We start from the raw sequence: 26,684 nt of genomic DNA on the forward strand, positions 1-26,684 counted from the left end.
GTATGCATGCCCCGCAACACGATTGTTCCCGTGTTTTTCCGATTTGTAGCCTAACAATAGCCGTATGACAGCGGGAGTTGCGCATTCCAGATGCGGCCAATTGCCCTCATCCTACGACCATCGATGGATTTCATAGTTTACCTTGACGTAAACGTCAATATTTTGATCGCTGCCTGATGCGCGTCCGAGAGTTGCGCCTTCGTACAATTCGTTCATACTCCGGCTATCGAATTCGTTGCGTTGTATGACTGCTGGTGGCCATCAAAAACCGATTGGAGACCGGATGAAACTGCCCCGAGTGATATGGATGCTCAATGGCTGTCTCGCCATCTGCATGCTTTTCACCGTATTGGCTTCCGAAGGGGTAGCGGCCGAGGAGCCAGAGCTGTGGACGGCCGGTCCCTACACTTTTTCCGATGAACTTGGCGGCTTCACCATTCGCTCGATCAGCGGCAAGGGTACAATCGACGATCCGATCGTCATCGTCGAGGAGTTTGATTCCGCAACACCGACGACCCTTGTCATTCGCACCGAGCGGATCGCGCTGGCAAATCCCAGCGAGGACGTGGGCATCCTGTTTTATCTGCGTGTCCGGGCCATCAATGGCAGCGGCCATCCCTGGATCGAGTTTGCGTTCGAGCTTCAGGAACAGTTGCACGTACCGAGCGATTATGGTGACGGCCTGTCTTTCTACCAACCCGGCGACAAGACAGGCATGATCCATTCAAATGGTTTCAAGGAATACAGCGACGATTTCGAACCCTACGACCGGATGGTCTTCCGTGGCGGCCAGGTCGACCCCCGCGCGAACGCGACTTTTGAGTTCCCCGTTGCCGACTTTACGCCCAAGCGCCTGTTTTATCTGGTGCAGGATCCGCGCATTCCATCATCGTGACCTTGCAATCAAGCGTACAATTTGCAACTTCAGTTGCAGCTCTTAAGGATTGATCAGTGCCGAACCTGCGCGAACTGCTGCACTTCTATGCCGAGGCGGGCGTCGACACGCCGCTCGAAGATGCGCCGGTCAACCGGTTTGCGCAGGCCGACGTCAAACGCCCGGCAGCAGCGCCGCCCGCAGCGGCACGCGCGCCCATGCCGCAACCCCAGCCACGGCAGGAAACCACTCTCCCGCCGTCAGCGCTCAGCAAGGCTTCCGTTCCCGACGATGCTAAGATCGGACTGGCTCGCCAGCTTGCGTCAAGTGCTGTAACGCTGGACGAGTTGCGTTCGCAGCTTGCCTCCTTCGAGGGATGCAATCTCAAGTTCACGGCCAAGAACCTCGTTTTCGCCGATGGAAACCCACAGGCATCGATCATGTTCATTGGCGAGGCGCCGGGACGTGAAGAAGACCTGGAAGGTGTTCCATTCATTGGCCGTTCCGGACAATTGCTCGACCGCATGTTTGCGGCGATCGGCCTTGATCGCACCAGTGTTTATATCGCCAACACGATCCCCTGGCGCCCACCTGGTAACCGCACGCCGACGCCATTGGAAACCGAGATTTGCCGGCCCTTCTTCGAGCGTCAGATCGAACTCGCGAACCCGAAACTGCTGGTGGCGCTTGGCGGTCCGGCAGCCAAGGCGCTGACCAACGCATCCGAAGGCATTCTACGACTGCGCGGCAACTGGAAGAGCCATATCACGACATCGGGGATTGAGATCCCGGTCATGCCCACACTGCATCCTGCCTATCTCCTGCGAAATCCGGCCCAGAAGCGCTTCGCCTGGCGCGATTTCGTCAGTGTCAAATTGCGGTTGCGTGCACTGACGGAATGATCCAGACAGCCTTTCTTGCGTAGATAGAGGTGTTCTGCCGGAGTGAATTTGGTTCAAGGTCGAGGTATCTGTCGAGGCCGATGTGTGTGCATCGGTCGAAGCCAAAGCCCGAAGGATTTGAGCCAAATTCACTCCGGCCCTTCGGATTTCCGGCTGGCGGACACCCACTTTGTCAGGCGGCATCGTCCGATGGATGAACATCGGCCTCGCCACCTTCCTAGTGGATTGTCTCGCCATCCGTGAAACAGAACCGCTTCTATCCAAACAAGAAAGGCTCTACGCTCCGGAATGGGCCAGTTCTTGGCGCAAAACTGGAATGGCAGTGTCGTAATCTCTGGCTTGCGGGCCTATTGAAACCTGTAGTTTCAGATTGAAACACAGGATACACGAATGTTTCGCCAACTCTTGCCGATCACGGCACTATTGACCAGCACGTTCCTGATGCTGACGGCAGGGGGCCTGGCAGGTATCCTGCTGCCTCTGCGGGCCGGAATGGAGGGCTGGTCACCCACCACGATCGGCTGGCTCGGCACCGGTTACGCGCTCGCATTCACCGGCGGCTGCATCATCGTTCCGCGGCTTGTCCGCCGCGTCGGTCATATTCGCGTCTTTGCCGTTCTCCTTACGCTATTGAGCATGTCAATGTTGATGCACGGGCTGATCATCAATCCATGGGCCTGGACGTTGTTTCGCGCCCTCGCTGGCTTTTCCTTGGCCGGCAGCTACATGGTCATCGAAAGCTGGCTGAACGAGCGCGTCACCAATTCGACACGTGGCATGGTTTTCTCGATCTACATGATCGTTTCCATGATCGGTCTTCTTGTCGGCCAATACATCCTGCCCTTCGGCAATCCCGCGACGCAGGTGCTGTTCATGATCGGCGCACTGATCTATGCCTCTGCCCTGGTGCCGACCGGCCTTTCCAATGCGCAGTCGCCCCGCCCGCTGACCCAGGTGTCGCTCGATCTTCCCGGGCTTTACCGCAAATCGCCGGCCGCGCTGATCGGCTCGCTGCTGGCTGGGATCATCGCCGGGGCATGGAACTTCCTGTCTGCCGTTTATGGCCGGGACATCGGCCTGTCGACCTTCGGCATTGCGACGATGATCGCCAGTTCCATGATCGGCGGTGCAATCTTCCAGTACCCGATCGGCCGCGCCTCGGATTTTGTCGACCGCCGCTATGTGATGGTCGTTGCCGGAGTCGGCGGCGTTGCGATTTCATTGACGATGATCATGGTGCAGCCCACCACGCCATGGGTAATCTACACGCTGATGTTCGCGTTCGGCACCGTGCTGTTCCCGATCTATTCACTCAACGTCGCGCACGCCAACGATTTCGCCGAGCCGAGTGAATTCGTCAAGATTTCCAGCGGGCTGCTGATCGTCTATGGCGTTGGCAGCATGATCGGGCCGCAGATCGCCGGGCGGCTGATGGACCTGAACGGGCCAACCGGTTTCTTCGTCACCATGGCGGTCAGCTATGCGGCTTACGGCTCCTACGCATTCTGGCGAAGCCTCCGCCGTGCATCGCAGGCGCCTTCGGCCCGGCCCGACTTTGCCATTCGGCCCCATGACAGGCCACAAACACCGGAAACGCTTCAGCTCCATCCTTTGAGCGAAGCAGCACAAGAAGAATAGAACCCGAAGGAGAAGTGCGAAATGCTCTAACCCTGCGGGGTTGAAACCTTGCGCGCCCTCGCCCGCGCCAGACCCAGCTGGTGCTCACGATAGATGATGAAAATTCCGGCGCTAATGACGATGACCGCGCCCAGGATCATTTCGACTGTCGGTATGTCTCCAAACAGCAGATAACCGAGGGCCAGCCCCAGCAGCATGGAAGTGTATTCGAACGGCGCAATCGCCGATATGTCTGCGTGGCGATAGCTTTCCGTCAAGAGGATCTGCGCTACCCCTCCAGCAATTCCCGCCATGATGAGGCAGGTCGCCTGAAATAGTGTCGGCCAGACCCAGCCGAACGGAAAGCTGACGAGCGCAATCAAGCTCGAGGTAATGGAAAAATACACGACGATCGTCGGCGTGCGCTCGCTCTGTACAAGCCTGCGTACCAGCAGCATGGCGACCGCAGCGAGGCCAGCACCGCCCAATGTGGCAAGCGCGCCGATGGCCTGGTCGCCACCGAATTCCGTTTCGCCAGTAAAGAATGACAGGCGCGGCCACAGAATGATCAGCACGCCGACCAGTCCGAAGCAAACGGCAGACCACCGATGAAGCCGCACTGTCTCGCGGAGAAATACGGCGCTGAGCACCACCGTCAGCAGTGGGGCGGCGTAGCTGATGGCGATCGACTCCGGCAGAGGCAGCTTCGTCAGACCGAAAAACGTGAGGCTCATGGCGCTCACGCCGACGAAGCCGCGCCAGAAATGACTGAAGGGTTCGTTTGTTTTGAACGCAACCGCCATCTGACCTTGCCAGGCGATGAAGGCGATAACCGGGAAAATAGCGAAGAATGAGCGGAAAAAAACAAGCTGTCCCGCAGGTACGCCGTCTGATGCCTTCAGCAGGCTCGACATGCACACAAAGACGCAGACGGAAGCGACCTTCAGACCAATTCCAAGCATGACATTGGTAGTACGCACTTTATCTGCAACAGGCGGTTCACCATCCTGCGGGTGAACGATGGTAGTCACGGTTGGGAATCCTTGAGGAGCGAGAATTTGACGTGCCGGTTTGGAAATTCAAACTGATATATCTTTAGGCTCGTTTAAAACGCCGCGCCAGAGATTAATCGATCACGTTGCATTTTTGCGGCAAATATTCAGGTGAACGCAACCAGATCTGCTTTGCGTTGACACCATTCAACCTGACGTTTGTTGCGTGCTGCGCAAAACTCAGGGACCAATCAAATTCTGAGTGAATGCCGATTGAAGGCGAAAGCAGCAACACCGGGCCAGCGGTGTATTGGGGAAGATAGGCTACTCCAACTGCGGCATCAGCCATGCCTTCAACTTGGAGGTGAACTATGCGGTGCACGCCGTTTAGCGTCACCTTATCGTGAAAAGAACCCGGACTGGCTGGCAAGTCTGTTTCCGGGTTCAATTTCACAGATAGGGAAGGGAGGGTGGGCGAAAGCTCATCCTCTACTCCAAGATCACTATATCAGGATTCCTGCACTCTTTCCAAGTCGCAGATTATCATCGCGAGCTTTACGCCGCTTCTACTGAATACCCCATCATTGTGCCTTGCCGAAAACACGGCTAGGTTCCGGCACCACATAAAGGACAGTTAGAACAATGCGTACCGATACCGGCCAAGTTTTTCATCTGGATGATTACAAGCCAACCGATTTTCTCATTCCCGAAACCCATCTGGACTTTGCGCTTCATCCTGAGCGCACTGTCGTCAAGTCGACATTGCAAATCGAGCGCAGGCCGGGCACCCCCGCCGACGTGCCGCTCATTCTGGACGGAGACGAACTCAAGCTCGTCGATATCCGCATCGATGGCGCCGCCCCTCTTGGCGACAATACCTTTCTGGCAACACCCGACCGTTTGGAGATTCGCGGCCTGCCGGCAAGCGGTAGGTTCACGCTCGAAATCACCACCGAGGTTAATCCGACCACCAACCGCCAGTTGACCGGCCTCTACCGGTCGAGCAACGTTTATTGCACCCAATGCGAGGCCGAAGGCTTCCGCCGTATCACTTATTTCCTCGATCGCCCTGACCTGCTCTCAATCTATACCGTGCGCATCGAAGCCGACCGCAAGGAGGCACCTCTGCTCCTGTCGAATGGCAATCCCAAAGACAAGGGCACGCTCACCAACGGCCGGCACTTTGCGGTCTGGCACGATCCGCACCCGAAGCCCGCCTATCTGTTCGCGCTCGTCGCCGGCGATCTTGGGGTAATCCACGATACGTTCACTACCGCCTCCGGTCGCCATGTCGACCTCGGTATCTATGTCGAGCATGGCAAGGAGCCGCGCGCGCTCTACGCCATGGATGCGCTGAAGCGCTCGATGAAATGGGATGAGGATGTCTTCGGCCGCGAATATGATCTCAACGTGTTCAACGTTGTGGCCGTTTCCGATTTCAACATGGGCGCGATGGAGAACAAGGGTCTCAACGTCTTCAATGACAAGTATGTCCTTGCCGATCCCGAGACCGCAACGGATACGGATTACGCAGGCATCGAGGCAGTTATCGCCCACGAGTATTTCCATAATTGGACAGGAAACAGAATTACTTGTCGTGATTGGTTCCAGCTTTGCCTGAAAGAAGGGTTGACCGTCTACCGCGACCATGAGTTCTCCGCCGACATGCGCTCGCGGCCGGTCAAACGGATCGCCGAAGTGAAGGGCCTCAAGGCGCACCAGTTCCCTGAAGATGCCGGTCCCCTCGCCCACCCGGTCCGCCCGCGCCAGTTCCGGGAGATCAATAACTTCTACACCTCGACAGTCTACGAAAAGGGTTCAGAAGTCGTCCGCATGATCCGCACGATCCTCGGGCCGGATCTTTTCCGCCAAGGCATGGACCTCTATTTCGAGCGCCACGACGGCGATGCGGCAACCATCGAGGACTTCATCAAGGTATTCGAGGACGCTTCCGGCGAAGACCTGAGCCAGTTCGCCCTGTGGTACGACCAGGCCGGAACACCCAACCTCGCTATCACCTATGATTACGACCCGGCGACCAAGACCTTCGAGATCGAGATCGAGCAGTCGCTGAAGCCAACACCGGGCCAGCCTTCCAAGAAGCCAATGCACATTCCCGTGCAGTTCGGATTGCTCGGCGCCAAGGGGCGCGAGCTCAAGCCCCGGTCGGCAAAGGGTGGACTGGTCAAACACGACGTGATGCATTTGCGCAAGCGCAAGGAACGGTTCAGCTTTTCCGGAATTTTGGAAAGGCCGGTGCCATCGCTGTTGCGCGGCTTTTCCGCCCCTGTGACATTGACCAGCGAATTGACGCGATCAGACCTCGTTTTCCTCGCCCGCAATGATGGCGACGAGGTTACTCGGTGGCAAGCTCTCACCCAGCTTCTGAATGCCAAACTGACAAGCAATTCGAAGCGGGTTCGCGGCGGCAAACCGGCGACCATCGAAAACTCCTCGATCAAGCTCCTTGGCGAAATCGCCTTCAACCCGGCACTGGATGAGGCGTTTCGTGCGCTTTGCCTGAGCATTCCATCCGAGAGCGATATTGCGCGCGAGCTTGGTACCAATATCGATCCGGATGCTATCCTCGGCAGCCGCAACGCGCTGATCAGTGCTGTGGCAGAAGGCCATGCCGGAAAATTTGCCGAGCTCTATGACGGTCTCGATCACAACGGCCCGTTCCAGCCGGATGCGGCCAGTGCCGGGCGCCGGTCTTTGCGCAACGTGTTGCTGGACTATCTCAGCGTCGCCGAGGGTAATCCCAAACTGGCCGCCGCCCAGTTCAAGCATGCGGACAATATGACAGACAGGGTCGCTGCACTCGGTGTCCTCGTCCAGCGTTTTGGCGGCAGCCAGGCAACATGCGAGGCACTGCGGGCGTTCGAAGAACGGTTCGGCAATGATCCGCTTGTCATGGATAAGTGGTTCATTGTGCAGGCCATGCAGCCGGGGGATGAAGCCTTGGGGAAGGTACGCGGACTAATGGCACACAAGCTTTTCTCGCTCGACAATCCGAACCGCACGCGTGCGCTGATCGGTTCATTTTCCAGCGGCAATCAGACCGGTTTCAACCGGGCCGACGGTCACGGCTACAAGTTCTTTGCCGAGACCGTGCTGACGATCGACAAGAAAAATCCCCAGCTTGCTGCGCGGCTTTTGACGGCCATGCGATCCTGGCGCTCCTTCGAGCCGGTACGCCGTGAACATGCGCGCGAAGCGCTTGCCACCATCGCAACGGTCACCGGACTGTCGTCCGATGTGCGGGATATTGTCGAGCGGACGCTTGCCTAAAGCCGCACCGGAGGGTTATCCACCGCCCGATTTTCCAATTACCCTCGGAGAGATCCGAGGGTAATTTGAGTCATTTCAAGACGTTATGACTCGTCCTTTCATCACTAGTTTCGCACGCCTTAAGTATTGATAAATATTTAACAAAGGGACTAGACACGCAGAATCAGTTTTGATTCACTATAGGTGCTTCGGATGTGCGGCGTGCGGAAGCAAATCACTGATTATAAAGGCAAAATGAGGGGGCCATTCGATGGCAAATGCGGACGCGTATCACGCGCCGACAGGGAAGACTTACGCCAAAAACCGGGGTGATGCGCGGGGGCGCAACCGGCTTTCCGGCCACGTCAAACTTCTCGCTGACCCCGCCTACGGCAAGCTCCTTGCCGCGGAGCCGTATCTGCGCCGCGCAATTCCGCCGCTCATCATCGTTTTCCTGCTCGTGCTCGCTGTCGTCCGATCCATGTCATTGCTCGCATGGCGCGATGATACGGAACGTACAGCGCGTGCAACCCTGTCGATGGCTGCGAGCCATGTTGCCAGCGTCATCGACAATCGACTGAATTCGTTGGCCCCGAACGGCGGCCAGAAGCTCGATACAGGAGATCTGCAGAATATCATCAGCGAGATGCGCTCGAGTGAACTGATCCCGGAGGGCATGTGGTTTGCCGTTGCAGACGGCGACAGCGACATCATCGTTTCGTCCGATGGCCTTGACCGCTGGCGCACCAGGAACCTCGAAACCTTCGTCACGGAAGGGCAACCGCTGTTTCTCTTCGGCACAAGGGCTGGGGCGATGCCTGTAAAGGTAGACGGCACCGCGGCCCTCGCTGCTTTCAGCCGCACAAGCGGCGACGCTGGCCAAGGTACTTATGCGGTTTTCGTCACCCAGCCGGTCGAGACAATCTTCGCTGATTGGCGCCGAGTAGTCTCGATCAATGTCACGATGTTTGCCGGCACGGCGACGATCATGCTAATCGTGCTATGCGCCTATTTCAGCCAGGCAGCACGCGCCCAGGATGCGGACGAACTCTATCAGCACACGCAGGCGCGGGTCGATACGGCACTGGCGCGCGGCCGTTGCGGGTTGTGGGATTGGGACATGGCGCGCGGGCGGGTCTACTGGTCGCGATCAATGTATGAGATGCTCGGCTACGAAGCCCATGATGCCATTCTGTCGCTCGGCGACATCTCCTCGATCATCCACCCCGACGACGACAAGCTCTACAGTGTGGCAGCGCAGGTTGCCGCCGGTGATATCACGCAGATGGACCGTGTATTCCGCATGCGCCATGCGGAAGGTCACTGGGTGTGGATGCGGGTACGGGCGCAGGTGGCGGACGCAAACATGGGCGATCTGCATCTCGTCGGCGTTGCGGTCGATGTCAGCGAACAGCACCGGTTTGTCCAGGCAACGGCGCAGGCCGACCAGCGCATCCGTGAAGCGATCGAGAGCATTTCCGAAACCTTCGTTCTGTGGGATGCGGACAACCGCCTGGTCATGTCCAATAGCAAGTTCAACGAATATTCAGGACTTGCCAATGAATGTCTCCTGCCGGGGATCAGCCGCGAAGAACTCGAGCCTCGCATACGGGCGGTGGCGTTCGAGAAGCGCATGGCGAACGAACACGGTCGCAACGGCGCACTGACCTTCGAACGGCAATTGGCCGATGGCCGCTGGCTGCAGGTCAACGAGCGGCGCACGCAGGACGGCGGTCTCGTCTCCGTTGGTACTGACATTACCCAGCTGAAAGTGCATGAGGAAAGGCTGGTCGACAGCGAACGTCGGTTGATGGCAACCATTCATGACCTGAGCCTTGCTCGCAAGTCCGAGATCGAGCGTACGTTGGAGCTTACCGAACTCAACAGCAAATATGCCGTCGAGAAAGAGCGTGCAGAAGCGGCCAACCGCGCGAAGTCCGAATTCCTCGCCAACATGTCGCATGAATTGCGCACGCCGCTCAACGCCATTATCGGCTTCTCCGAGATCATGCATTCGGGCACTTTCGGCGCCCTCGGTTCTGACCGTTATGTGGAGTACGTTCACGACATCCATACCAGCGGCAATTACCTTCTCAACGTCATCAACGACATTCTCGACATGTCGAAGATTGAGGCCGGGCATTTCTCCCTGGATCGCGAAGAAATCGACCTCTGCCCGCTGATCCACGAGACCGTGCGCGTGGTCTCTCTGCAGGCTCAGGAGAAGGAAGTGAAGGTCGAGACTCGGATTGCGGAAAGCGTTACGCTCAATGCCGACCGGCGTGCCATCAAGCAAATCCTGCTCAACCTCCTGTCGAATGCGGTCAAGTTCACCGATACGGGCGGACGGATCTCGGTCCGCGCACGCAAGGTGTCGGGCGCTCTTGTCTTTACCATCGAGGACACGGGCTGCGGTATTCCGAAATCGGCGTTGAAGAAAATCGGCCAGCCTTTCGAACAGGTCGCCAACCAGTTCACCAAGTCGCACGCAGGGTCCGGGCTCGGCCTCGCGATCTCGCGTTCGCTGACAGAGCTGCATGGCGGAGCTCTAAAAATCCGCTCACAAGAGGGTGTCGGCACCATTGTATCGGTACGCATCCCGACGCGGGCAACAGAGAACGTCTGAGGCCCCTTACTTTGACGATTTCGCCTGATTGCGTGCATCCTTGAGCAGGGTATCGAAGGTCTTCCGCACCCATTGCGCGGTCTCCGCAAGCTGGCTCTCAACGCGCTCCAGATCGGGCAGGTCGCAGGCGCGACAGAGCAGTTCGGATAGTCCTGGCGGGAAATCCTCGCGCTTCACGTCGCCGTTCAGGCACAGGCGAATGATCTGGGTGATGCCCGTATAGAGATGGGCCGCTTCGACGAGGCTGTCGGTCACGGCTGGATCGGCGAAGTCCGGTTTCAGCTTGGCCAGAACCTCGGCCGTGGGTTGGCCATTCCCTGGCCCGTCGACATTTCCCGTCAGCACGGCAAACTGGGCAATGAATTCGATGTCGATGATGCCCCCGGCAACGAGCTTCAAATCCCACGCGTCGCTCGGCGGCTTCTCAGCCTCGATCATCGCGCGCATTTCCGCGACATCCTTGGCGATCTTCGCCGGATCGCGCGGCAAGCCAAGGATATCGCTGACATCCTTTTCGATTTCGTCAAAGAACGTCCCATCTCCGGCAACTGGGCGGGCGCGGGTCAGCGCCATATGCTCCCAGGTCCATGCGTCAGTTCGCTGGTACTTGCGAAAGGCGTCGATGTGCGTGGCGACCGGCCCCTTGTTGCCGGATGGGCGCAGGCGGAAGTCGACCTCGTAAAGGACGCCTTCCGACGTGGGCGCCGACAGCGCCGCGATCAGTCGCTGGGTCAGGCGCATATAATACTGCGATGGCGCGAGCCCCTTTTGCCCATCCGACTCCTCGGCGTGCTCATCATGGTCATAGAGCAGGATGAGATCGATATCGGATCCGGCCGTCAGCTCCCGGCTGCCAAGTTTTCCCATGCCAAGAATGGCAATGCGCCCGCCACTGATCCTGCCATGTTTGCTGGCAAATTCGTCCATGACAGCTTTGAGGGCCCTATCGATGACAAGATCGGCCAGATGCGAGAAGGCCTTGCCCGCCCGTCCACCGCTGATCGCACCGGTCAACAGCCGGATACCAATAAGAAAGCGATGCTCGGCCGCAAAGATGCGCAGGCGGTCAAGGATGTCCTCGTAGACTTTGCACGGGCCGAGGAAACCTTCCAGCCGTTCGGCGAGATAGGCGCGCGTCGGTACATCGGCAAAGATCGCCGGATCGAGCATGCCGTCAAAAATATGCGGCTTGCGGGTGATGATGTCGGCGAGCCGTGGCGCAGCGCCCATGATCAAGACCAGGAGGTCGAGCAGGCGCGGATTGGATTGCAGCAGGCTGAACAGCTGGATGCCTGCCGGCAGTCCTTTGATCATCCCGTCGAAACGCATCAACGCCTCGTCGGCGCGGCTGGTAGCGCCGAAGGCTTTCAGCAGCACCGGCGTCAACTCGGTCAGGCGCTCGCGTGCCTCCGCCGATTGCGTCGCGCGGTAGCGGCCGAAATGCCAGGTGCGGATCACCCGGCAGATATCGCTCGGACGCTCAAAGCCGAATTTCGCCAGCGTCTTCAACGTATCGGGATCGTCGACGTCACCGGTGAACACCAGATTGCCCGCTTCGCCCGTCAAATCCTGCGCCTGCTCGAACAGCGCAGCGTAGTGGGTTTCGACAGTCTTCAGCGCCGCGCGAAAATCATCGGCAAAGGTCTCGCCATCGCGGTAGCCCATCATGTGGGCGACACGCAGAAAATTCTCGTCGTCTTCCGGCAGCATATGGGTCTGCTCGTCGGCAATCATCTGGATCCGGTGTTCGACATCGCGCAAGAACCCATATTTCTCCGCCAGCGTGTCGCGTGCCTCCTCGCTGATCCAGCCGAGGCCATGCAGCGCACCCAACATCTCGACTGTGCGGGAACCACGCAGTTTCGGAAAACGGCCACCGGCGATCAATTGCTGCGTTTGCACAAAAAACTCGATCTCGCGGATACCGCCCCGGCCAAGCTTCACATTGTGACCGCGCACGGCAATCTCGCCATGCCCCTTGTGCACATGGATCTGCCGCTTGATGGAGTGGACGTCGGCAATTGCCGCATAGTCGAGATATTTGCGCCAGACGTAGGGAGCAAGCTCTGCAACCACACGCTTTCCGGCATCAATATCGCCTGCAACCGGCCGCGCCTTGATCATGGCCGCACGCTCCCAGTTCTGGCCACGTCCCTCGTAATAGTTGATGGCGGCGCCAACGGGGATGGCGAGCGGGGTTGAACCCGGATCGGGCCGCAACCGCAAGTCGGTGCGAAAGACATAGCCGTCGGCGGTACGGTCCTGCAGGATGCGAACGAGACGCCGCGTCAGCCGCGAGAAAGTTTCCACACATTCGTATGGATCAGTGATGGCCGGGCTATGCTCGTCGATGAAGACAATCAAATCGATATCCGAAGAATAATTCAGTTCGAAGGCGCCGAATTTCCCCATCGCGAGAATGATCCAACCGGAGTTCTTATCCGGATGTTTGAGATCAGGGAGCTTGAGCTTGCCGGCCTCATGCGCGTCACGCAGCAGAAAACGCACTGCGGCGCCAAGACACTCTTCGGCGAGCCGAGACAGCCAGAACGTCGCCTCCGAGGTCACAAATTGACCAGACAGATCGCCCAATGCAATGAGCACATGGCCTTTGAGCTTTGATTGCCGAAGCGCAGTCATCAGGCCGGCTTCGGTAACATCGTCGCCCTCGCTCGTCGCTGCGATTTCCAGCATCAACGCCTCAAGTCGCCTGGACAGGGGTATTTCGAAAAGCGGTTCAATGATTTGCGGGCGACGCAACAGAATGGCGCGTAGGTAGGGGGAGAGGTCGAGGACTGCTGCAACAAAGGCGGCGGCGGGCTTGTTGGCTGTCAGTGTACCGGTGCCGGAACATTCCTTTTCCGCCGCGCGCTTAAGAAATTCATGGAGCAGGGTCTCGGCGTTCTGTTTGTCCAAAGGTTCCAGATCGCGCAAGGCTTGCGCAAAGAATGGCGCGTCAGTTGCCGCTCCGGAACTCATGCATTCTCCTCTCCTACCGGAAAAACGAGGACGGCCCGCAGCCCCGGCGCATTGTCAGTCAACTCCAATGTGCCACCGTGCAATTTCATAACGGCCTTGGCAAGACTGAGGCCGAGCCCTGAGCCCGGCTGCGAGCGGCTTTCCTCCAGACGCACAAACCGTTCCGTCGCGCGCGTCACCTGGTCTTCCGGTATTCCCGGCCCGTTGTCCGCGACCGTCACCTTGACCTTGCCGCCCTCTTTTTCGACTGAGAGTGTGACCTCGACAGGGTTCTCCCCGCCGCCGGCATATTTGATCGCGTTGTCGACCAAATTGGAAATGGTCTGGCCGACCAGTTCGCGGTTCGCCTTGACCTGATTTTGATCCATCGTGCCCAGGACAAGTTTGACGCCCGCGTCCTCAGCCAAGGGTTCATAGAGCTCGAACACATCCCCAACGATGGTCGACAATGGTATTTGCTCCATCGTTTCGGTCGAATAGCCGGATTCCAGCCGGGAAATCATCAGGATGGCGTTGAAGGTGCGGATCAGCTGGTCCGAGTCGCTGATCATGCCTTCCATGGCAGCGCGCCACGCTTTGGTGGTCTTGGCATTCGAAAGTGCCGACTCGGCGCGATTATGCATGCGTGTCAGCGGCGTTTTCAGGTCGTGGGCAATATTATCGGAGACGTGCCTTACGCCCTCGTTCAATTCCTGAATGCGTGCGAGCATGCCATTGAGGTTTTCCGCCAGGCGGTCAAATTCATCGCCGGACCCGCTTACCGGAAGCCGTCCGGCCAGATCACCACCCATGATACGCTGCGACGCCACTGAAACTTCATCGATCCGTTGCAAGGCGCGCCGGCCAACGAAGAACCAGATCAGGAATGCGCCAACGCCCATGATGCCGAGCGCCGCCATGAGCGCCCGGCGCACGACCAGGCGGACCTGCTCGGGCTCGCCAAGATCGCGGCCGACCATGACCCGGATGCCGTTGGGCATGACAATCACGCGCGCGATGGCGGTGTGCATTTGCGGATCGTTTCCTTCGCCATACCGCTCATAGGTGATAGGACGCTCTATCCAGCCTTCATTCTGCAGCACGCCGATCTCGATGCTCTGGACATTGCCGGCGACGATCCGGCCTGCCGGATCAGCAACAAGATAAAGGTAAGCTCCAGGCTGGCGGCCGCGCCGGTCGATCGAGCGGACGAGACCGGCAATGCCGCCACGTTCGTAGGCCTGGCCGATGCTCTCTATTTCTTCATTGACGGCCGTTTCGGTCTGCGTCGTCAGCAGCCGAACCGAAAGGCTGGTCATGTAGAAAACGAGGACAAGTGCGCACACCGTGAACAGAAGCAGATAGAGCGCTGACAGCCGCACCGCCGTCATTTTCATCATGGCACGGAAACGGCTCATGCATTGGTCCCAGTGGGGGATGCTTTCAGCATGTAGCCGGCTCCGCGTACGGTATGAAGCAGCGGGGTGTCGAAACCCTTCTCGATCTTGCCGCGAAGCCGCGAGACGTGCACGTCGATGACATTGGTCTGCGGGTCGAAATGATAATCCCAGACATGTTCGAGAAGCATGGTTCGAGTGACGACCTGCCCCGCATGGCGCATCAGATATTCGAGCAGCCGGAATTCACGCGGTTGCAGCACAATGTTTTGCCCGGCACGTCTCGCCGTATGGGACAGCCTGTCGAGTTCGAGATCGCCGACCCGGTAGATCGTCTCCGCCTCCTTCGGGCTGGATCGCCTTTGCAACACTTCGATCCGGGCAAGCAATTCAGAAAAGGCATAGGGTTTGGTCAGGTAATCGTCGCCGCCGGCGCGCAGGCCCGTCACACGATCATCCACCTGACCGAGCGCCGAGAGAATCAGCGCCGGGGTATCGTTTCCCTGGGCGCGAAGGGCCGCGACCACCGAAAGACCATCCCGGCGCGGCAGCATACGGTCGACGATAAGAGCGTCGTAACTCCCCTGCTCCGCCAGGGTATAGCCAGTTTCGCCATCGCCTGCGACATCGGCGGAATGACCCGCCTCGGCGAAAGCCTTCTCCAGATAGCGTGCCGCTTCGCGGTCATCTTCAATAACGAGAATCTTCATGGCACAATACTAAGCCAGTTTTACTGAGTGAGTTAAGGGCAACGCCCGAACGGGTCGAAAAGAAAAGTGGGCGGCAGATTATCGAAGGATCTGCCGCCCGTATGCTTTGGCGCTAGCGGGGCTGGGTGTGCAGCGCCGCAGCAACTCTTGCCCGTTGCGGGTTAGCCCTGGTTGATAGGCAGTGCAACGAACCGTGACTGGTCGTTGGTCTGCACCTGCAGGAGCACCGCCTTGCGGCCAGTCTTGGTCGCCTCGGCAATCGCCGCGTCGATGTCACCGCCGTTCTTCACGGGCTTGTTGTTGACCGAGACGATGATGTCGCCCGTCGTGATGCCCTTGTCGGCCGCATCGCCCTGACGATCCACATCCGTCACCACAACACCCTTGCCGTCATCGGAAGGCATGACTGTCAAACCGTAGTTGTCGAGCGCAGACTCCTTCGACTGGTCCTCCTGCTGTGGTGCATTCGACGCTTGGCTGTCGTCCTGCGGATAAGGCTTGATCGCAACATTGATCGATTTGGCTTCACCCTTGTGCCAGACTGTCAGCTCGGCATCCTTGCCCGCACTGATCGCCGCAATCTTCTTGGCGAGGTCACGTGGATCGGCGACTGTTTCGCCATTGACGGCGGTGATCACATCGCCAGCAACGATGCCAGCCTTGGCAGCAGGACCATCAGCCTGCGGCTCGGCAACGAGGGCACCCTTTTCTTCAGACAAGCCGAGCGATTCAGCGATTTCCTTGTTCACCGGCTGAATTTGCACGCCGATCCAGCCGCGCGAAACCGTGCCTGTCTTGATCAGCTGGTCGACAACATTCTTGGCGGTCGTCGCCGGGATGGCGAACGCAATACCAACACTGCCACCCGATGGAGAGAAGATCGCCGTATTGATGCCCACCACTTCGCCGTTCAGGTTAAAGGCCGGACCACCGGAATTGCCGCGATTAACTGCAGCATCGATCTGCAGGAAGTCATCGTAGGGGCCTGCACCGATATCACGGCCACGCGCCGAAACGATACCGGCCGTCACAGTGCCACCGAGACCGAATGGATTGCCAACCGCAACCACCCATTGTCCAACGCGGATCTGATTATCATCGCCGAAGGAAACATAAGTGAACTTGCGCTTATCATCGACCTTGAGCACTGCGAGATCGGTACGCTTGTCCTTGCCGATCAGCTTGGCATCGAGCTCGGTGCCATCGTTCAGAACGACAGTATAGGCACTGCCATCCTCGACGACATGGTTGTTGGTAACGAGATAGCCATCCTCGGAGATGAAGAAGCCGGAGCCCTGAGCTGTCGGACGGACGCGGTCAGGCCGGTGCTGGTCACGAGGCGACTTGCGCGGTTCCATGCCGCGCTGGCCAGGACGCTGGCCGGGGCCACCGAAATCATAGAAGAAGCGCTTAAGCGGATGATCGTCCGGCAGCTGATCCATGCCAGGGAAACCCGAACCATCATCGGATGCCTGGGCGACAGCGCTCTTGACGCGAACACTCACAACTGCGGGGCTGACCTTTTCAACGACATCGGCAAAACCGGGCTGCTGGGCCGAATCGACGCGCACAGCCTCGGCTTGCGCCGGAACGATAGCGCTCAGCGGACCGGTTGCCAGGAAGCCCCCGACGAGCGCTGAGGACAACAGGGCGGCTGCAATGCCCTTGCGGTAGGATGAGGACTTGTTTGACATAAATGTATCTCCTTGAGGCGTTCGATCGACATTGCGATCGCTATATACCAACAGTGATACAGATAAGAACGTTACCCAGCCATTTCCGCAACATGACAAATTTGTAAGGTTGCGGCGAACTGCCGGCATCACTTGATCGCCGCAAGTGCTTCCGCCAAGCCGTCCAACGGCGCACCGAAGGCAAGCGCCGCTTCGGGATCGGCTTCATAGGAGATTTGTGCCGTTACCGCTTTGGCGATCTGTTCGCGCAAGACTGGCCCAACTGGAAAAAGGGCAATGCACACGCTCGCGTCGCAAGCGTGGGTTGCGGCGGTCACTGGCGTCTCGCAGCCGGGAAATTTCAAGGTCACCGGCTTGTTCTGGCCAAGGTTTGGACGGGTTCGCAGGATCATCATCGGTTTGCCGCCCTCGGTGGCCGCCAGCGACCAGGAGAAGGCGAACTGCCCTTCGCCGTCCAAAATTGTTTGCGTGATATTGCAGACCTTTTTCATCGTCTTGAGATTTTCGTCGCAGATCAATGTCCAGTTCTCAAACGGCTGGATCATGCGGCGAAAGCGGCCGATCTCGGCGCCTTGCGGCACGCTCACCTCGGAAGGCTTGATGCTGTAACCCGAGTTTGAGAGCTCGTGTCCGGCAGCGGGCGGGGACAACAAACCGGACAGGAGCAGGCAAGCCAGGGAAATGGGGCGTTTCAATGCTTGCCTGATCATGACGAACCTCAGTTCAGCGTGGCCCAATACTCAATGCCAATGCGGCAGCTGCCGCAAAACCCGGAAGACCGAGACCCTTTTGCGCTTCGGGCCAAGGACGCGCCAGGCGCGCAAGATCGCCATCAGGCGTCGACGCTCCGAACGGTGGCGCCGTTCCCTTTCAATATTTGCTGATTGCCCCCAGTATGACTTCGTCAATGAATTTATTATTAGTATCAAATTTCTCATTATCGCTCTCTCTAAATAGATATTATGAGCAACTTGTGCTCGTAAATAGTGTGCTTCCGAAATATACTGTAACTATAAGACGCAGATATCGGTGTTTATGCTTCAAAATATGATACGAGCTGCAAATTTGTCGCGCAGCTGCTCTGATTCTTCATGTAATGTTTAAAATTCTATGCCGCCCAAATATAGCAGTCAGATATATGACGCAATGGCAAAATTAATTTTACATGCGTAATTTTTATTTTTTCCAAGTGATGATATACAGTTACTGCCAATCCTTACACGTTGTTGCACCACACCGACTATTGTAGGTTGAATTCTTCGCCTTTCACTGGAATGTTCGATTCGTTATCGTCACCTTTTGGAGTTCAACCATGATGCCGCCGCTCGGATCGACTTTGCGCGTCCACCAGCCTTATCCGGGGGTTCTGGCCTTCTATGACGGCCGGATCGACGGGGTGCGGGCCTACTCTGACGAGCGGAATTGGCTCGATGACGGCGCCTACTCGCTTGGCCTATGTTCCTATGCAATCGTGTCGGGGAAGGAGGCACTCGTGTACGACACGAGCATTTCGCTGCCCCATGCGCGGATTATCCGCAAGAGGCTGGAAGATGCCGGGGTCAGCCAGATCCGGGTCGTACTCAGCCACTGGCACACCGACCACATCGCCGGAAACGAGGTCTTCGCCGATTGCGAGATCATTGCCAATGATCTGACTGAACAGGCCATGCGTGACAACCGCACCAATCTTGAAAACCGAAGCCCGCCGATCCGACCGCTGATCATGCCGAACCGGATTTTCCACGGGGAACTGCATTTAAAGGTTGGGGAGATCGATGTGGAGTTGCGCCCTGCGGACATTCACAGCCATGACGGGACGGTGATGATCCTGCCGCACCTCAAGCTGATGTTCGCCGGTGACACGCTCGAAGATCCGATCACCTATGTCGACGAACCAAAGCGGCTTGAACACCATTTGCGCGATCTCGATCGCATTGCAACCTGGGACTTCGAAAAGATTTTGCCCAACCACGGTGCTGAGGAGAGGATCGTGTCCGGCGGCTATGGGCCGGACTTGATCGGGGCAACACGCAAGTACGTGACAAAACTCCTGCGCCTGCGCAAAGAACCTGCCCTCGCAGGGCAGGATCTCAGGACATTCGTTGCCGACGACCTGCGCTCAGGCGCCATCCAATATTTTGCGCCCTACGAAGCGGTGCATAGGGACAACATTAAAGCCGTGCTGACTGGCCACACCGACGAGTAGGCCTCAATCCCTGGACGCTGTGAACAGCTTCTTCAGCTGTTGCTTTTCGCTTTCGGAAAGCGGCGCTATTTCAACGGCCGCGGTCCGCCGGCGCCGGATTGCCACAACAATCGCCACGCCGCCGGCGATCAGCGCAGCAATGGGAAAGCCCCACAGCAGCAAAGTGCTGGTCTGCAGGCGTGGCTTGAGAAGGACGAATTCGCCGTAGCGCGCGACAAGAAATTCCAGCACCTGCTCGTCAGTGTCGCCGGCCACCAGCCGCTCCCGCACCAGCAGCCTTAGATCCTTGGCAAGATCCGCATTGGAATCGTCGATCGACTCATTCTGGCAGACCATGCAGCGCAATTCTGCCGAAATGGTCCGCGCCCGCTTCTCCAGCGCCGGATTGCTCAGCATTTCATCGGGCGCAACAGCCTGTGCGCCCGTCGCCGCAAGAGCCAAGGCGAAGCCAAAGACCACCCTGACGAGGAAACGTCTCATGTCGCCGCTCTGGGTTTTAGTACCTTTGACTTGGCGGGTGCGCCGACGCGCAGGCGCCGGTCGAGCAATGACATGCTGCCGCCCGCCATCATGACCAATGCCCCGAGCCAGATCAGCGTCACAAACGGCTTCCACCAGATCCGCACGACCACACCGCCGTCCTTGGCGGCATCGCCCAGGGAGACATAGAGCTGGCTGAACAGGAATGTCTTGATACCCGCTTCGGTCGTCTGCATCTTGCGTACCGGGAAGAAGCGCTTTGACGAAACGAGTTCAGTCACGGGTTCACCTTCATCGTTGAGAACGGTAAACTTCCCTTGGTCTTCCGTGTAATTCGAGGTCTTGAACGGATCGATACTGTCAAACCGCAGCGTATATCCACCTGCCCTGATGCCATCGCCCGATTTCATCACCAAGACACTCTCGGTTGCGAATGTCGAGACCGAGACGATCCCGAGCAAAGTGACACCGAGGCCAAAATGCGCCAGGGCGGTGCCGAAGACCGAACGAGGCAGACCAGCGACGCGTTGGAGCATGGTGCCGAGAGACGCCTTGCCGATCCCCGCCTTGAGTGCAAGATCGGTCAGCGCACCCATCATGAGCCAGACGGCAATCCCGATGCCAAAGGCGGCGAGAACACCCGAAGCGGACGTGCGAAAGAGCACGATCGCCACCACCAGCAACGCGATGAAGAAGGCCGTCATGAGGCGTTGCGCCACTGCAAGAATATCCCCGCGCTTCCAGGCCAGCAGCGGCCCAAAGGGCACGGCGGCGAGCAGCGGGATCATCAACGGGCCAAAGGTCAGGTTGAAGAACGGCGCGCCGACGGAAATCTTCTCGCCGGTCAGCGATTCCAGCAGCAGCGGATAAAGCGTGCCAATCAATACGGTTGCTGCCGCCGTTGTGAGGAACAGGTTGTTGAAGACAAGTGCTCCCTCGCGCGAAATCGGCTGGAAAAGCCCGCCCGGTGCCAGCGTCTGCGCACGCCAGGCGAAGAGTGCCAGCGACCCGCCGATAAACAGCACGAGAATGGCAAGGATGAACAGGCCGCGTCCGGGGTCTGTCGCGAATGTGTGCACCGAGGTCAACACGCCTGAACGCACGAGGAATGTGCCGAGCAGCGACAGCGAGAACGTCAGGATGGCAAGGAGTATGGTCCAGATCTTCAGCGCCGAGCGCTTCTCCATGACCAGCGCTGAATGCAAGAGGGCTGTTCCGGCAAGCCACGGCATGAACGACGCGTTCTCGACCGGATCCCAGAACCACCAGCCGCCCCAGCCGAGCTCGTAATAGGCCCAATAGGAACCCATCGCGATGCCGCCGGTCAGGAATATCCAGGCCGTCAGCGTCCAGGGACGCACCCAGCGCGCCCAGGCCGCATCGATACGTCCGTCGATCAGTGCGGCAACCGCGAAGGAGAAGCACACGGAAAATCCGACATAGCCGAGGTAGAGCATGGGCGGATGAACCGCGAGGCCGATGTCCTGCAGGATCGGATTGAGATCCTGCCCTTCGATCGGTGCCGGATTCATACGGGCGAACGGGTTGGACGTGGCCACAATGAAAAGCAGGAATGCCGTGCCAATCCATGCCTGCACGCCCAGCACATTGGCCTTCAGGGCTGGCGGGAGGTTGTTGCCAAAAAACGCGACAAGCGCGGTGAAGAAGCTGAGGATCAATACCCAGAGCAGCATCGAGCCTTCGTGATTGCCCCAGACACCGGTGAATTTGTAGAGAAGCGGCTTCTGCGAATGCGAGTTCTCCCAGACGTTCTGCACCGAGAAATCGGAAAGAACGTAAGCCGCCGTCAACGCAGCGAAAGCCAGGGCGATCAATGCAAACACCGTGAACGCAGCAGGCACGGCAACGGCCATCATCCGGTCATCGCCGCGCCGGGCGCCAAGCACGGGCAGCACCGCCTGGACGATCGAAAGGGCCAGTGCGAGGACCAGCGCGAAATGTCCAAGCTCGACGGTCATTGCTTGTTTTCCCCTTGCCAGACGCCCTTGGCCTTCAGACTGTCGGCGACTTCTTTCGGCATGTAGTTCTCATCATGCTTGGCGAGAACGCTGTCAGCCACAAATGCCCCACCGGGCATGAACCTGCCCTCGATGACCACGCCCTGATCCTCGCGGAAAAGGTCTGGCAGAATGCCGTCATAGGTGACCGGGACGCTTTTCACATGATCGGTAACGGAGAAGCTGATCTTCGTGCCCTCGCCGCGCACGACGGTGCCCTTCTCAACGAGACCGCCAAGGCGGAACCGCGATTCCGACTCCATGTCGGCTGTCTGGATATCGGACGGCATGCGGAAGAAAGCGATCTTCTGCTGGAGAGCAAACAGCACAAGAGCCGCCGCAACTGCCAATACCAGCAAGCCACCGCCAATCACCGAAAGCCGTTTTTGCTTGCGCGTCATCAGTTCTTCTCCGCGTCGCTTGGCTCGTCCGCAAGACCGAGATCCGCAGCGACAGCATCAAGCCGTGCGACCTTGTCCGCACTCAATAATTTCTTCGCCCGTCCCAATGCTTCGATCGCGTCATTGGGCCGGTTCAGGACCACATAGGAACGGACAAGACGTTCCCAGCCATCCACATCATCAGGCGATTGCTTCAATTTTTCGGCAAGGCCCGCAACCATACCCTCGATCATTTCGGCGCGAGCCTGACTGTCCATGCCCGCGGCGGCTTCAACCTGTGAAGCGTCCGGGCCAGTCCGCTCAATGTCGCTGACATCGGGTGCGTCACCCGATATCTCCTGATCAAGGCGGGTCAGCGCGGCTTGCGCCTGATCGCGCCAGGGTACATCGGCCGGCGCCTCGACGAGCAATTTCCTGATCAGGTCCCGCGCCTCGGCCAGACGCCCCTGCTGCATCCAGCCGTCGATGATATAAAATTGCGGCCGCATGTCTTTTGGATCGAGCTCCTGTGCGTGCCTGAAAACGGCTTCGGCTTCAGGCGTGATCTTGCCGTTTGCGGCGGCCGCGATCGCTTCGCCAAGTCCGAGCTGGCGGGCGGCGCTATCGCCATTGAGGCGTATGGCGTTCCGATAGGCAGTGACAGCGTCGGCCGGACGGCCAAGCCGCAGATAGATCGGCGCCAGCACTTCCCAGCCCTGGCCATCATCGGGATTGAGTGTCAGATGCGCTTCCGCGCGTGCAATCAGTTCAGCAGGCGTACTCTGGTCGGGCGGGCGGGAAAGCCGCTCCGCCAGTGGCTGGGCTGGCAATTCCGGCGAGCCGAGCTTGGCATAAATGCTCCACGAAATCAGCGGGATAGCCAGAACGGTTGCGAGTGTCAGCCATTCGCGCGTTGCACTTTTCTGCGGATGAACCACCGCCTCATCGGCTTGTGCCGCCTTGGCGGACTTCAAGAGGCGGCGGCCAATTTCGGCGCGGGCATGCTCGCCGCTCTCATGATCGATCAGGCCGCGCTTTTCGTCTGCCTCCAGCTCCATCAGCTGGTCGCGATAAACTTCAACATCGTATTGATTGTCCGACTCGGGAGCATTGACGCGGCGCGTCAATGGCAACAGCACGAGCAAAGTCGCACCAACAGTCAGAAGTGCAGCGGAAATCCAGAAAACCATGGCTGAGACATACCCCTACCCCCGCGTAAAATCCAAATGGATTTAAATTGATAGGTCAATTCGCCGCAAAGGTTGCAGGCGCTCATAATTCCAGCGGGAACGGCGTGGGCTCCCAGATGTGTTTTATCTTGGAGGCTTTGCCCAATCACGGCGCGATATCCTAGTGTAAAGGAAACTGATCTCGCTCCCTGTTCGCCCAGTACGCATCGGCGCCCCATATCGTTCAGTCGCCGCCACATGGATGGCCTGACCAGCGCGAGGTCATAATCTGACACTATGAAATGGTAGATTCCGTTGCTTTCTATTCTCCACGTGGTTGCCATTGCTTTGTTTGCAATTTGACGAAAATGTCCGACCTGGCCTGAATTGCATCACGATAATGTGGATACTCATCTGCATCATTGATATAAAGAATGAGAGGATATTCGGGGAACTCGTCCTCAACTATCTCCCCATCTTCAATATTTTCGTTATCCTGCAGAAACAAAAAATTCTCAAATACACCCAAACAATAGTACTCACCTTTGTGAAGACTTTCACGCGCTTCAAGCTCCCTGCCAAGAATATCTTCCAAGAGCTATCTTACCTCTTCGATGTCTTTAGACGGTATGCCAAATAATATATCTGTTCTCATCGACCCTTCCTGTCATTTGATCCTAAGCTCTATTCGTACGTATTCGCCCGGTCGGTTCGCGATGTCCTGCTCTGAACGATAGATCATGAACGTCACCTTTCGCCCTGTCTGTGCGCCTAAAGAACGCTGCAGACTGTCTATACCAAGTGCCTTCACTAAATCATCTTCGAGTTCTCCAGTACGTGTTCGATTATTCCGCATTGGTGTCGCCAAATCGTTCAACCTCCGCCACATTGATGGGCTGACCAGCGCGAGATCGTAATCGCTCGGCTTGGCGCCATCGAAAGGTGAGTTCTGTTTAAAGGTTCGACCCGTCACGGCACTCCTGCGGATGAAAACATGCACATCCTTATAGCCCGCATCGCGAAGGCCGTCTCTTATACTTTGGCGGAATCCCGTATAGTTCTGCGCAGTGCGAAAGCCATAGGGTGTCCATTCGTAAACCGGTTGTGCACCGCGCCCAAGCTCCATCATCCGGTATTCCGCTTCGCGGGTTATGCGCTCGTTGTTGCGAATTTCCGGGCGATACTTCAATGCAAACCAAAGCTGGAACGGCTCATAAAGCGTCGACCAGGATTTCAGCTCACGATTTTCCGCCTCCAGATGTGCTATCGATCGCCGGTTGTCCCCGCTTGGATTTGCCAGCTTCAAGGCAGCAAGCAAAACCTCATTCGCCTTGATGTTCGATAATATGCGGAGTTGATCGGAATACCTGTTCAATGCCGAACCAGCCATGAAATGAAATCCTGAAATGACCGAGAAAAAAGATCGAATAAATGCAATCAGCCGCGAGGGTTGCTCGCGGCTGATTTCGTCCGATTAAAAGAGATTGACTACGGGCGTCCGGACCTTACGTCAGCGGCGTCCAGCTCCCGTCCTCGTTGCGGCAGGCTGTGCCACGTGCCGATTGCGGTGTCCCTTCAACGCGCACGGTATGGGTGTACTGGCGGCAGTTTTGCGAACCGACTTGATAGGGCTGTGCCGCGACCACTTCGCCCGAACGGCTGCCGCTGGCATTTTTCCATTCAATGCTCTTGCCGGCAGGTGAATATTCCAGCGCCTGATACTCGGCCTGAAGGGCGCGCTTGCGGTCGGAGGTGTCCAGCGACGCCTTGTTTCCGATGAGGCCATTGCCCAGCGCAGCCAATACATCCGAGCTGGCTGGTTTTGAACCGGTCAGGCTACTGAATGGACCACCATTGGATTTGGAGCCGGAAGTCGTCGAGCAGCCGGCAAGAACAGCAACGGCAAGAAGGGAAATGGCAATCTGGAATTTCATCATCGGTCCGTTTTTACAATCTACAGTACGGCGGTGCTAACAGCCCTTTTATGGCCTGAGTAATCATCTGCTTGCAAGCACCATTCAGTTTCCGGCGACCGGAAGTGTCAGCCTCGCGTTCAGACCGCCCAGATCGGCACTGCGCTCAAGCCGCAGCGTTCCGCCATATTCGCGTACAGTATCGTGCACGATGGACAGGCCAAGCCCTGTTCCCGGCTTGGTTTCATCCAGCCGCCTGCCGCGCATCAACGCATCCTTGATCTGTTCCGGAGCAAGTCCGGCGCCATCGTCCGCAACGCTGATCTCCAGCCCGTCATCCGACTCGGCAAGGGTGAGCCTGATGATACTCCGCCCCCATTTCCCGGCGTTTTCCAGCAGGTTACCGACGATTTCCTCCAGATCTTCTCTCTCCCCGGCAAAAATGGCCTCGTCCATGTGGTTGACGAACTGGACATCCATATTGGGATTGAGCTTTGCCGTCACCCGCGCCAGCCGGGCAAGGATCGGCGTAACCGGTGCCCGGAACACGACGCTGTCGCGCTGCGCCGCGACGCGCGCACGCTGCAGATAATGCTGCACCTGAACCTGCATGGCGGCGCTCTGTTCAGCGATGATACGGCCTTCGGTACCTCCGATGGTCCGGCTTTCGTTGACGAGTACCGACAAAGGCGTTTTCAAGGAATGGGCCAGATTGCCGACCTGTGTGCGCGAGCGTTCCATGATGCGACGATTGTTTTCAATCAGCGCATTCATCTCACGCGCGAGCGGCGCAATCTCAAGCGGGAGGTTCTCATTCAAGCGTGAGACCTTGCCTTCGCGAATTTCGGCCAGCGAGCGGCGAACCCGGTCGAGCGGACGCAGGCCAAACAGAATCACTGCAGCGTTGATCAGTGTTCCGCCGAGTGCGAATATACCGAGATAGAAGTAGAGTGTGTTGCGGAAACCGGCGATCTCGCGTTCCACCTCGCTCAAATTCCCCATGACGCGAAACCGGGCGACGCGATTTTCGGCATCCAGCACCACTTCCGTCTCGACAACCGATAGCTGCTGACCGTTCGGACCGGGTACGGTGTAAGTCCGTTGAAACGATGTATCAAACGGCACATTCAGGGTTGAAGGTGCGTCAATCATCTTGTCGCCAAGCGACACCGATCGCAGTGAGCCCTTCAGATTGTCGGCAACCGGCTCGACTGACCAGTACCAGCCGGAAAGCGGGCTCGAATAGCGCACTTCGCCCGGGTCGGGCCGCCCCGCAAGTGCGCCGTCATTGACACTGACCGAGGCGATCACGCTGAACAGATGGGCCGAGAGCAGCTGCTGGAAGCTCTTCAGGCGGGCATCGCCATACAAGGCGGAAATAATGGTTGCGATGGCGAAGAAGGAGATGATGGTCCACAGCGTCGAGAGCATGATGACGCGCAGGGACAAGGAGCGCAAACTGGGAAGATAGCCGGTCA

21 protein-coding genes are annotated in these 26,684 nt (G+C 58.0%); 6 read left to right on the forward strand and 15 right to left on the reverse strand.

All coding sequences use genetic code 11. The annotated features are described in order from the left end of the window. The first annotated feature begins 283 nt into the window (after positions 1–283). The 3 genes from CU102_RS00290 to CU102_RS00300 all read left to right on the forward strand — a co-directional run bounded on the left by CU102_RS00290 (position 284) and on the right by CU102_RS00300 (position 3,414). Positions 284–895 carry a hypothetical protein gene (locus CU102_RS00290; RefSeq protein WP_245425081.1) on the forward strand — a complete coding sequence of 204 codons (612 nt, stop codon included), beginning with the start codon at positions 284–286 and terminating at the stop codon, positions 893–895. A gap of 56 nt (positions 896–951) precedes the next feature. Then, complete coding sequence (locus CU102_RS00295) at positions 952–1,776, forward strand: uracil-DNA glycosylase (protein WP_106708978.1); 825 nt, start codon at positions 952–954, stop codon at positions 1,774–1,776. 390 nt (positions 1,777–2,166) lie between these two features. Beyond that, the gene (locus tag CU102_RS00300) at positions 2,167–3,414 is read left to right on the forward strand and encodes an MFS transporter (RefSeq protein WP_106708979.1); all 1,248 of its coding nucleotides are present in this window, start codon (positions 2,167–2,169) and stop codon (positions 3,412–3,414) included. A gap of 26 nt (positions 3,415–3,440) precedes the next feature. Here CU102_RS00300 and CU102_RS00305 read toward each other — a convergent pair whose 3' ends face one another. Further along, positions 3,441–4,355, reverse strand: coding sequence for a DMT family transporter (locus CU102_RS00305; protein WP_166648312.1), 915 nt, complete (start codon positions 4,353–4,355; stop codon positions 3,441–3,443). 163 nt (positions 4,356–4,518) lie between these two features. Beyond that, positions 4,519–4,815, reverse strand: coding sequence for a hypothetical protein (locus tag CU102_RS00310; protein ID WP_133624387.1), 297 nt, complete (start codon positions 4,813–4,815; stop codon positions 4,519–4,521). 212 nt (positions 4,816–5,027) lie between these two features. Here CU102_RS00310 and pepN point away from each other — a divergent pair, with 212 nt between their 5' ends. Beyond that, on the forward strand, positions 5,028–7,676 hold the full coding sequence (gene pepN / locus CU102_RS00315) for an aminopeptidase N (protein WP_106708982.1): 2,649 nt from the start codon (positions 5,028–5,030) through the stop codon (positions 7,674–7,676). 250 nt (positions 7,677–7,926) lie between these two features. Then, the gene (locus CU102_RS00320; protein WP_106708983.1) at positions 7,927–10,281 is read left to right on the forward strand and encodes a PAS domain-containing sensor histidine kinase; all 2,355 of its coding nucleotides are present in this window, start codon (positions 7,927–7,929) and stop codon (positions 10,279–10,281) included. Positions 10,282–10,287: 6 nt separating this feature from the next. Here CU102_RS00320 and CU102_RS00325 read toward each other — a convergent pair whose 3' ends face one another. From CU102_RS00325 to CU102_RS00345, 5 genes are all read right to left on the reverse strand, one after another. Further along, on the reverse strand, positions 10,288–13,260 hold the full coding sequence (locus CU102_RS00325) for a bifunctional [glutamine synthetase] adenylyltransferase/[glutamine synthetase]-adenylyl-L-tyrosine phosphorylase (RefSeq protein ID WP_106708984.1): 2,973 nt from the start codon (positions 13,258–13,260) through the stop codon (positions 10,288–10,290). Continuing rightward, a complete protein-coding gene (locus CU102_RS00330) occupies positions 13,257–14,657 on the reverse strand; it encodes a sensor histidine kinase (RefSeq protein ID WP_106708985.1) in 1,401 nt (466 codons plus the stop codon). The genes CU102_RS00325 and CU102_RS00330 overlap by 4 nt, the downstream gene beginning before the upstream one ends. Further along, positions 14,654–15,346, reverse strand: coding sequence for a response regulator transcription factor (locus CU102_RS00335; RefSeq protein ID WP_106708986.1), 693 nt, complete (start codon positions 15,344–15,346; stop codon positions 14,654–14,656). Before CU102_RS00335 ends, CU102_RS00330 begins: the two co-directional genes overlap by 4 nt. Before the next feature lie 161 nt (positions 15,347–15,507). Then, positions 15,508–17,040, reverse strand: coding sequence for a Do family serine endopeptidase (locus CU102_RS00340; protein WP_106708987.1), 1,533 nt, complete (start codon positions 17,038–17,040; stop codon positions 15,508–15,510). Between the two features lie 128 nt (positions 17,041–17,168). Continuing rightward, positions 17,169–17,750, reverse strand: a complete 582-nt coding sequence (locus tag CU102_RS00345) for an invasion associated locus B family protein (protein ID WP_106708988.1) — start codon at positions 17,748–17,750, stop codon at positions 17,169–17,171. Between the two features lie 602 nt (positions 17,751–18,352). Between CU102_RS00345 and CU102_RS00350 the strand changes: the two genes are divergently transcribed. After that, entirely contained in the window at positions 18,353–19,246 is an 894-nt protein-coding gene (locus CU102_RS00350) for an MBL fold metallo-hydrolase (protein WP_342588729.1), read from the forward strand. Positions 19,247–19,249: 3 nt separating this feature from the next. Here the strand turns inward: CU102_RS00350 and CU102_RS00355 are convergent, their stop codons facing one another. The 8 genes from CU102_RS00355 to CU102_RS00390 all read right to left on the reverse strand — a co-directional run bounded on the left by CU102_RS00355 (position 19,250) and on the right by CU102_RS00390 (position 26,613). Next, positions 19,250–19,726 carry a cytochrome c-type biogenesis protein gene (locus CU102_RS00355; RefSeq protein WP_106708989.1) on the reverse strand — a complete coding sequence of 159 codons (477 nt, stop codon included), beginning with the start codon at positions 19,724–19,726 and terminating at the stop codon, positions 19,250–19,252. Then, positions 19,723–21,705, reverse strand: a complete 1,983-nt coding sequence (locus CU102_RS00360) for a heme lyase CcmF/NrfE family subunit (RefSeq protein ID WP_106708990.1) — start codon at positions 21,703–21,705, stop codon at positions 19,723–19,725. The genes CU102_RS00355 and CU102_RS00360 overlap by 4 nt, the downstream gene beginning before the upstream one ends. Beyond that, on the reverse strand, positions 21,702–22,145 hold the full coding sequence (gene ccmE, locus CU102_RS00365) for a cytochrome c maturation protein CcmE (protein ID WP_106708991.1): 444 nt from the start codon (positions 22,143–22,145) through the stop codon (positions 21,702–21,704). Before ccmE ends, CU102_RS00360 begins: the two co-directional genes overlap by 4 nt. Beyond that, entirely contained in the window at positions 22,145–23,314 is a 1,170-nt protein-coding gene (gene ccmI / locus CU102_RS00370) for a c-type cytochrome biogenesis protein CcmI (RefSeq protein WP_106708992.1), read from the reverse strand. Before ccmI ends, ccmE begins: the two co-directional genes overlap by 1 nt. A gap of 301 nt (positions 23,315–23,615) precedes the next feature. Further along, positions 23,616–23,888: a hypothetical protein gene (locus CU102_RS29305; protein ID WP_133624385.1), complete on the reverse strand. Its 273-nt coding sequence runs from the start codon at positions 23,886–23,888 to the stop codon at positions 23,616–23,618. Positions 23,889–23,960: 72 nt separating this feature from the next. After that, positions 23,961–24,683 (reverse strand): hypothetical protein, encoded by a 723-nt coding sequence (locus CU102_RS00380; RefSeq protein ID WP_106708994.1) that lies wholly within the window; start codon positions 24,681–24,683, stop codon positions 23,961–23,963. A gap of 115 nt (positions 24,684–24,798) precedes the next feature. Further along, positions 24,799–25,227, reverse strand: coding sequence for an RT0821/Lpp0805 family surface protein (locus tag CU102_RS00385; protein ID WP_106709403.1), 429 nt, complete (start codon positions 25,225–25,227; stop codon positions 24,799–24,801). Between the two features lie 84 nt (positions 25,228–25,311). Then, on the reverse strand, positions 25,312–26,613 hold the full coding sequence (locus CU102_RS00390; protein WP_106709404.1) for an ATP-binding protein: 1,302 nt from the start codon (positions 26,611–26,613) through the stop codon (positions 25,312–25,314). Positions 26,614–26,684: the final 71 nt, after the last annotated feature.

Source organism: Phyllobacterium brassicacearum (assembly GCF_003010955.1).
GTDB classification, from domain to species: Bacteria; Pseudomonadota; Alphaproteobacteria; order Rhizobiales; family Rhizobiaceae; genus Phyllobacterium; species Phyllobacterium brassicacearum.

Coding starts and splice junctions, on each gene's coding strand:
- CU102_RS00290 (WP_245425081.1), top strand. CDS start 284: ATGAAACTGCCCCGAGTGATATGGATGCTCAATGGCTGTCTCGCCATC.
- CU102_RS00300 (WP_106708979.1), top strand. CDS start 2,167: ATGTTTCGCCAACTCTTGCCGATCACGGCACTATTGACCAGCACGTTC.
- CU102_RS00305 (WP_166648312.1), bottom strand. CDS start 4,355: ATGCTTGGAATTGGTCTGAAGGTCGCTTCCGTCTGCGTCTTTGTGTGC.
- pepN (WP_106708982.1), top strand. CDS start 5,028: ATGCGTACCGATACCGGCCAAGTTTTTCATCTGGATGATTACAAGCCA.
- CU102_RS00320 (WP_106708983.1), top strand. CDS start 7,927: ATGGCAAATGCGGACGCGTATCACGCGCCGACAGGGAAGACTTACGCC.
- CU102_RS00325 (WP_106708984.1), bottom strand. CDS start 13,260: ATGAGTTCCGGAGCGGCAACTGACGCGCCATTCTTTGCGCAAGCCTTG.
- CU102_RS00330 (WP_106708985.1), bottom strand. CDS start 14,657: ATGAGCCGTTTCCGTGCCATGATGAAAATGACGGCGGTGCGGCTGTCA.
- CU102_RS00335 (WP_106708986.1), bottom strand. CDS start 15,346: ATGAAGATTCTCGTTATTGAAGATGACCGCGAAGCGGCACGCTATCTG.
- CU102_RS00340 (WP_106708987.1), bottom strand. CDS start 17,040: ATGTCAAACAAGTCCTCATCCTACCGCAAGGGCATTGCAGCCGCCCTG.
- CU102_RS00345 (WP_106708988.1), bottom strand. CDS start 17,750: ATGATCAGGCAAGCATTGAAACGCCCCATTTCCCTGGCTTGCCTGCTC.
- CU102_RS00350 (WP_342588729.1), top strand. CDS start 18,353: ATGATGCCGCCGCTCGGATCGACTTTGCGCGTCCACCAGCCTTATCCG.
- CU102_RS00355 (WP_106708989.1), bottom strand. CDS start 19,726: ATGAGACGTTTCCTCGTCAGGGTGGTCTTTGGCTTCGCCTTGGCTCTT.
- CU102_RS00360 (WP_106708990.1), bottom strand. CDS start 21,705: ATGACCGTCGAGCTTGGACATTTCGCGCTGGTCCTCGCACTGGCCCTT.
- ccmE (WP_106708991.1), bottom strand. CDS start 22,145: ATGACGCGCAAGCAAAAACGGCTTTCGGTGATTGGCGGTGGCTTGCTG.
- ccmI (WP_106708992.1), bottom strand. CDS start 23,314: ATGGTTTTCTGGATTTCCGCTGCACTTCTGACTGTTGGTGCGACTTTG.
- CU102_RS00380 (WP_106708994.1), bottom strand. CDS start 24,683: ATGGCTGGTTCGGCATTGAACAGGTATTCCGATCAACTCCGCATATTA.
- CU102_RS00385 (WP_106709403.1), bottom strand. CDS start 25,227: ATGAAATTCCAGATTGCCATTTCCCTTCTTGCCGTTGCTGTTCTTGCC.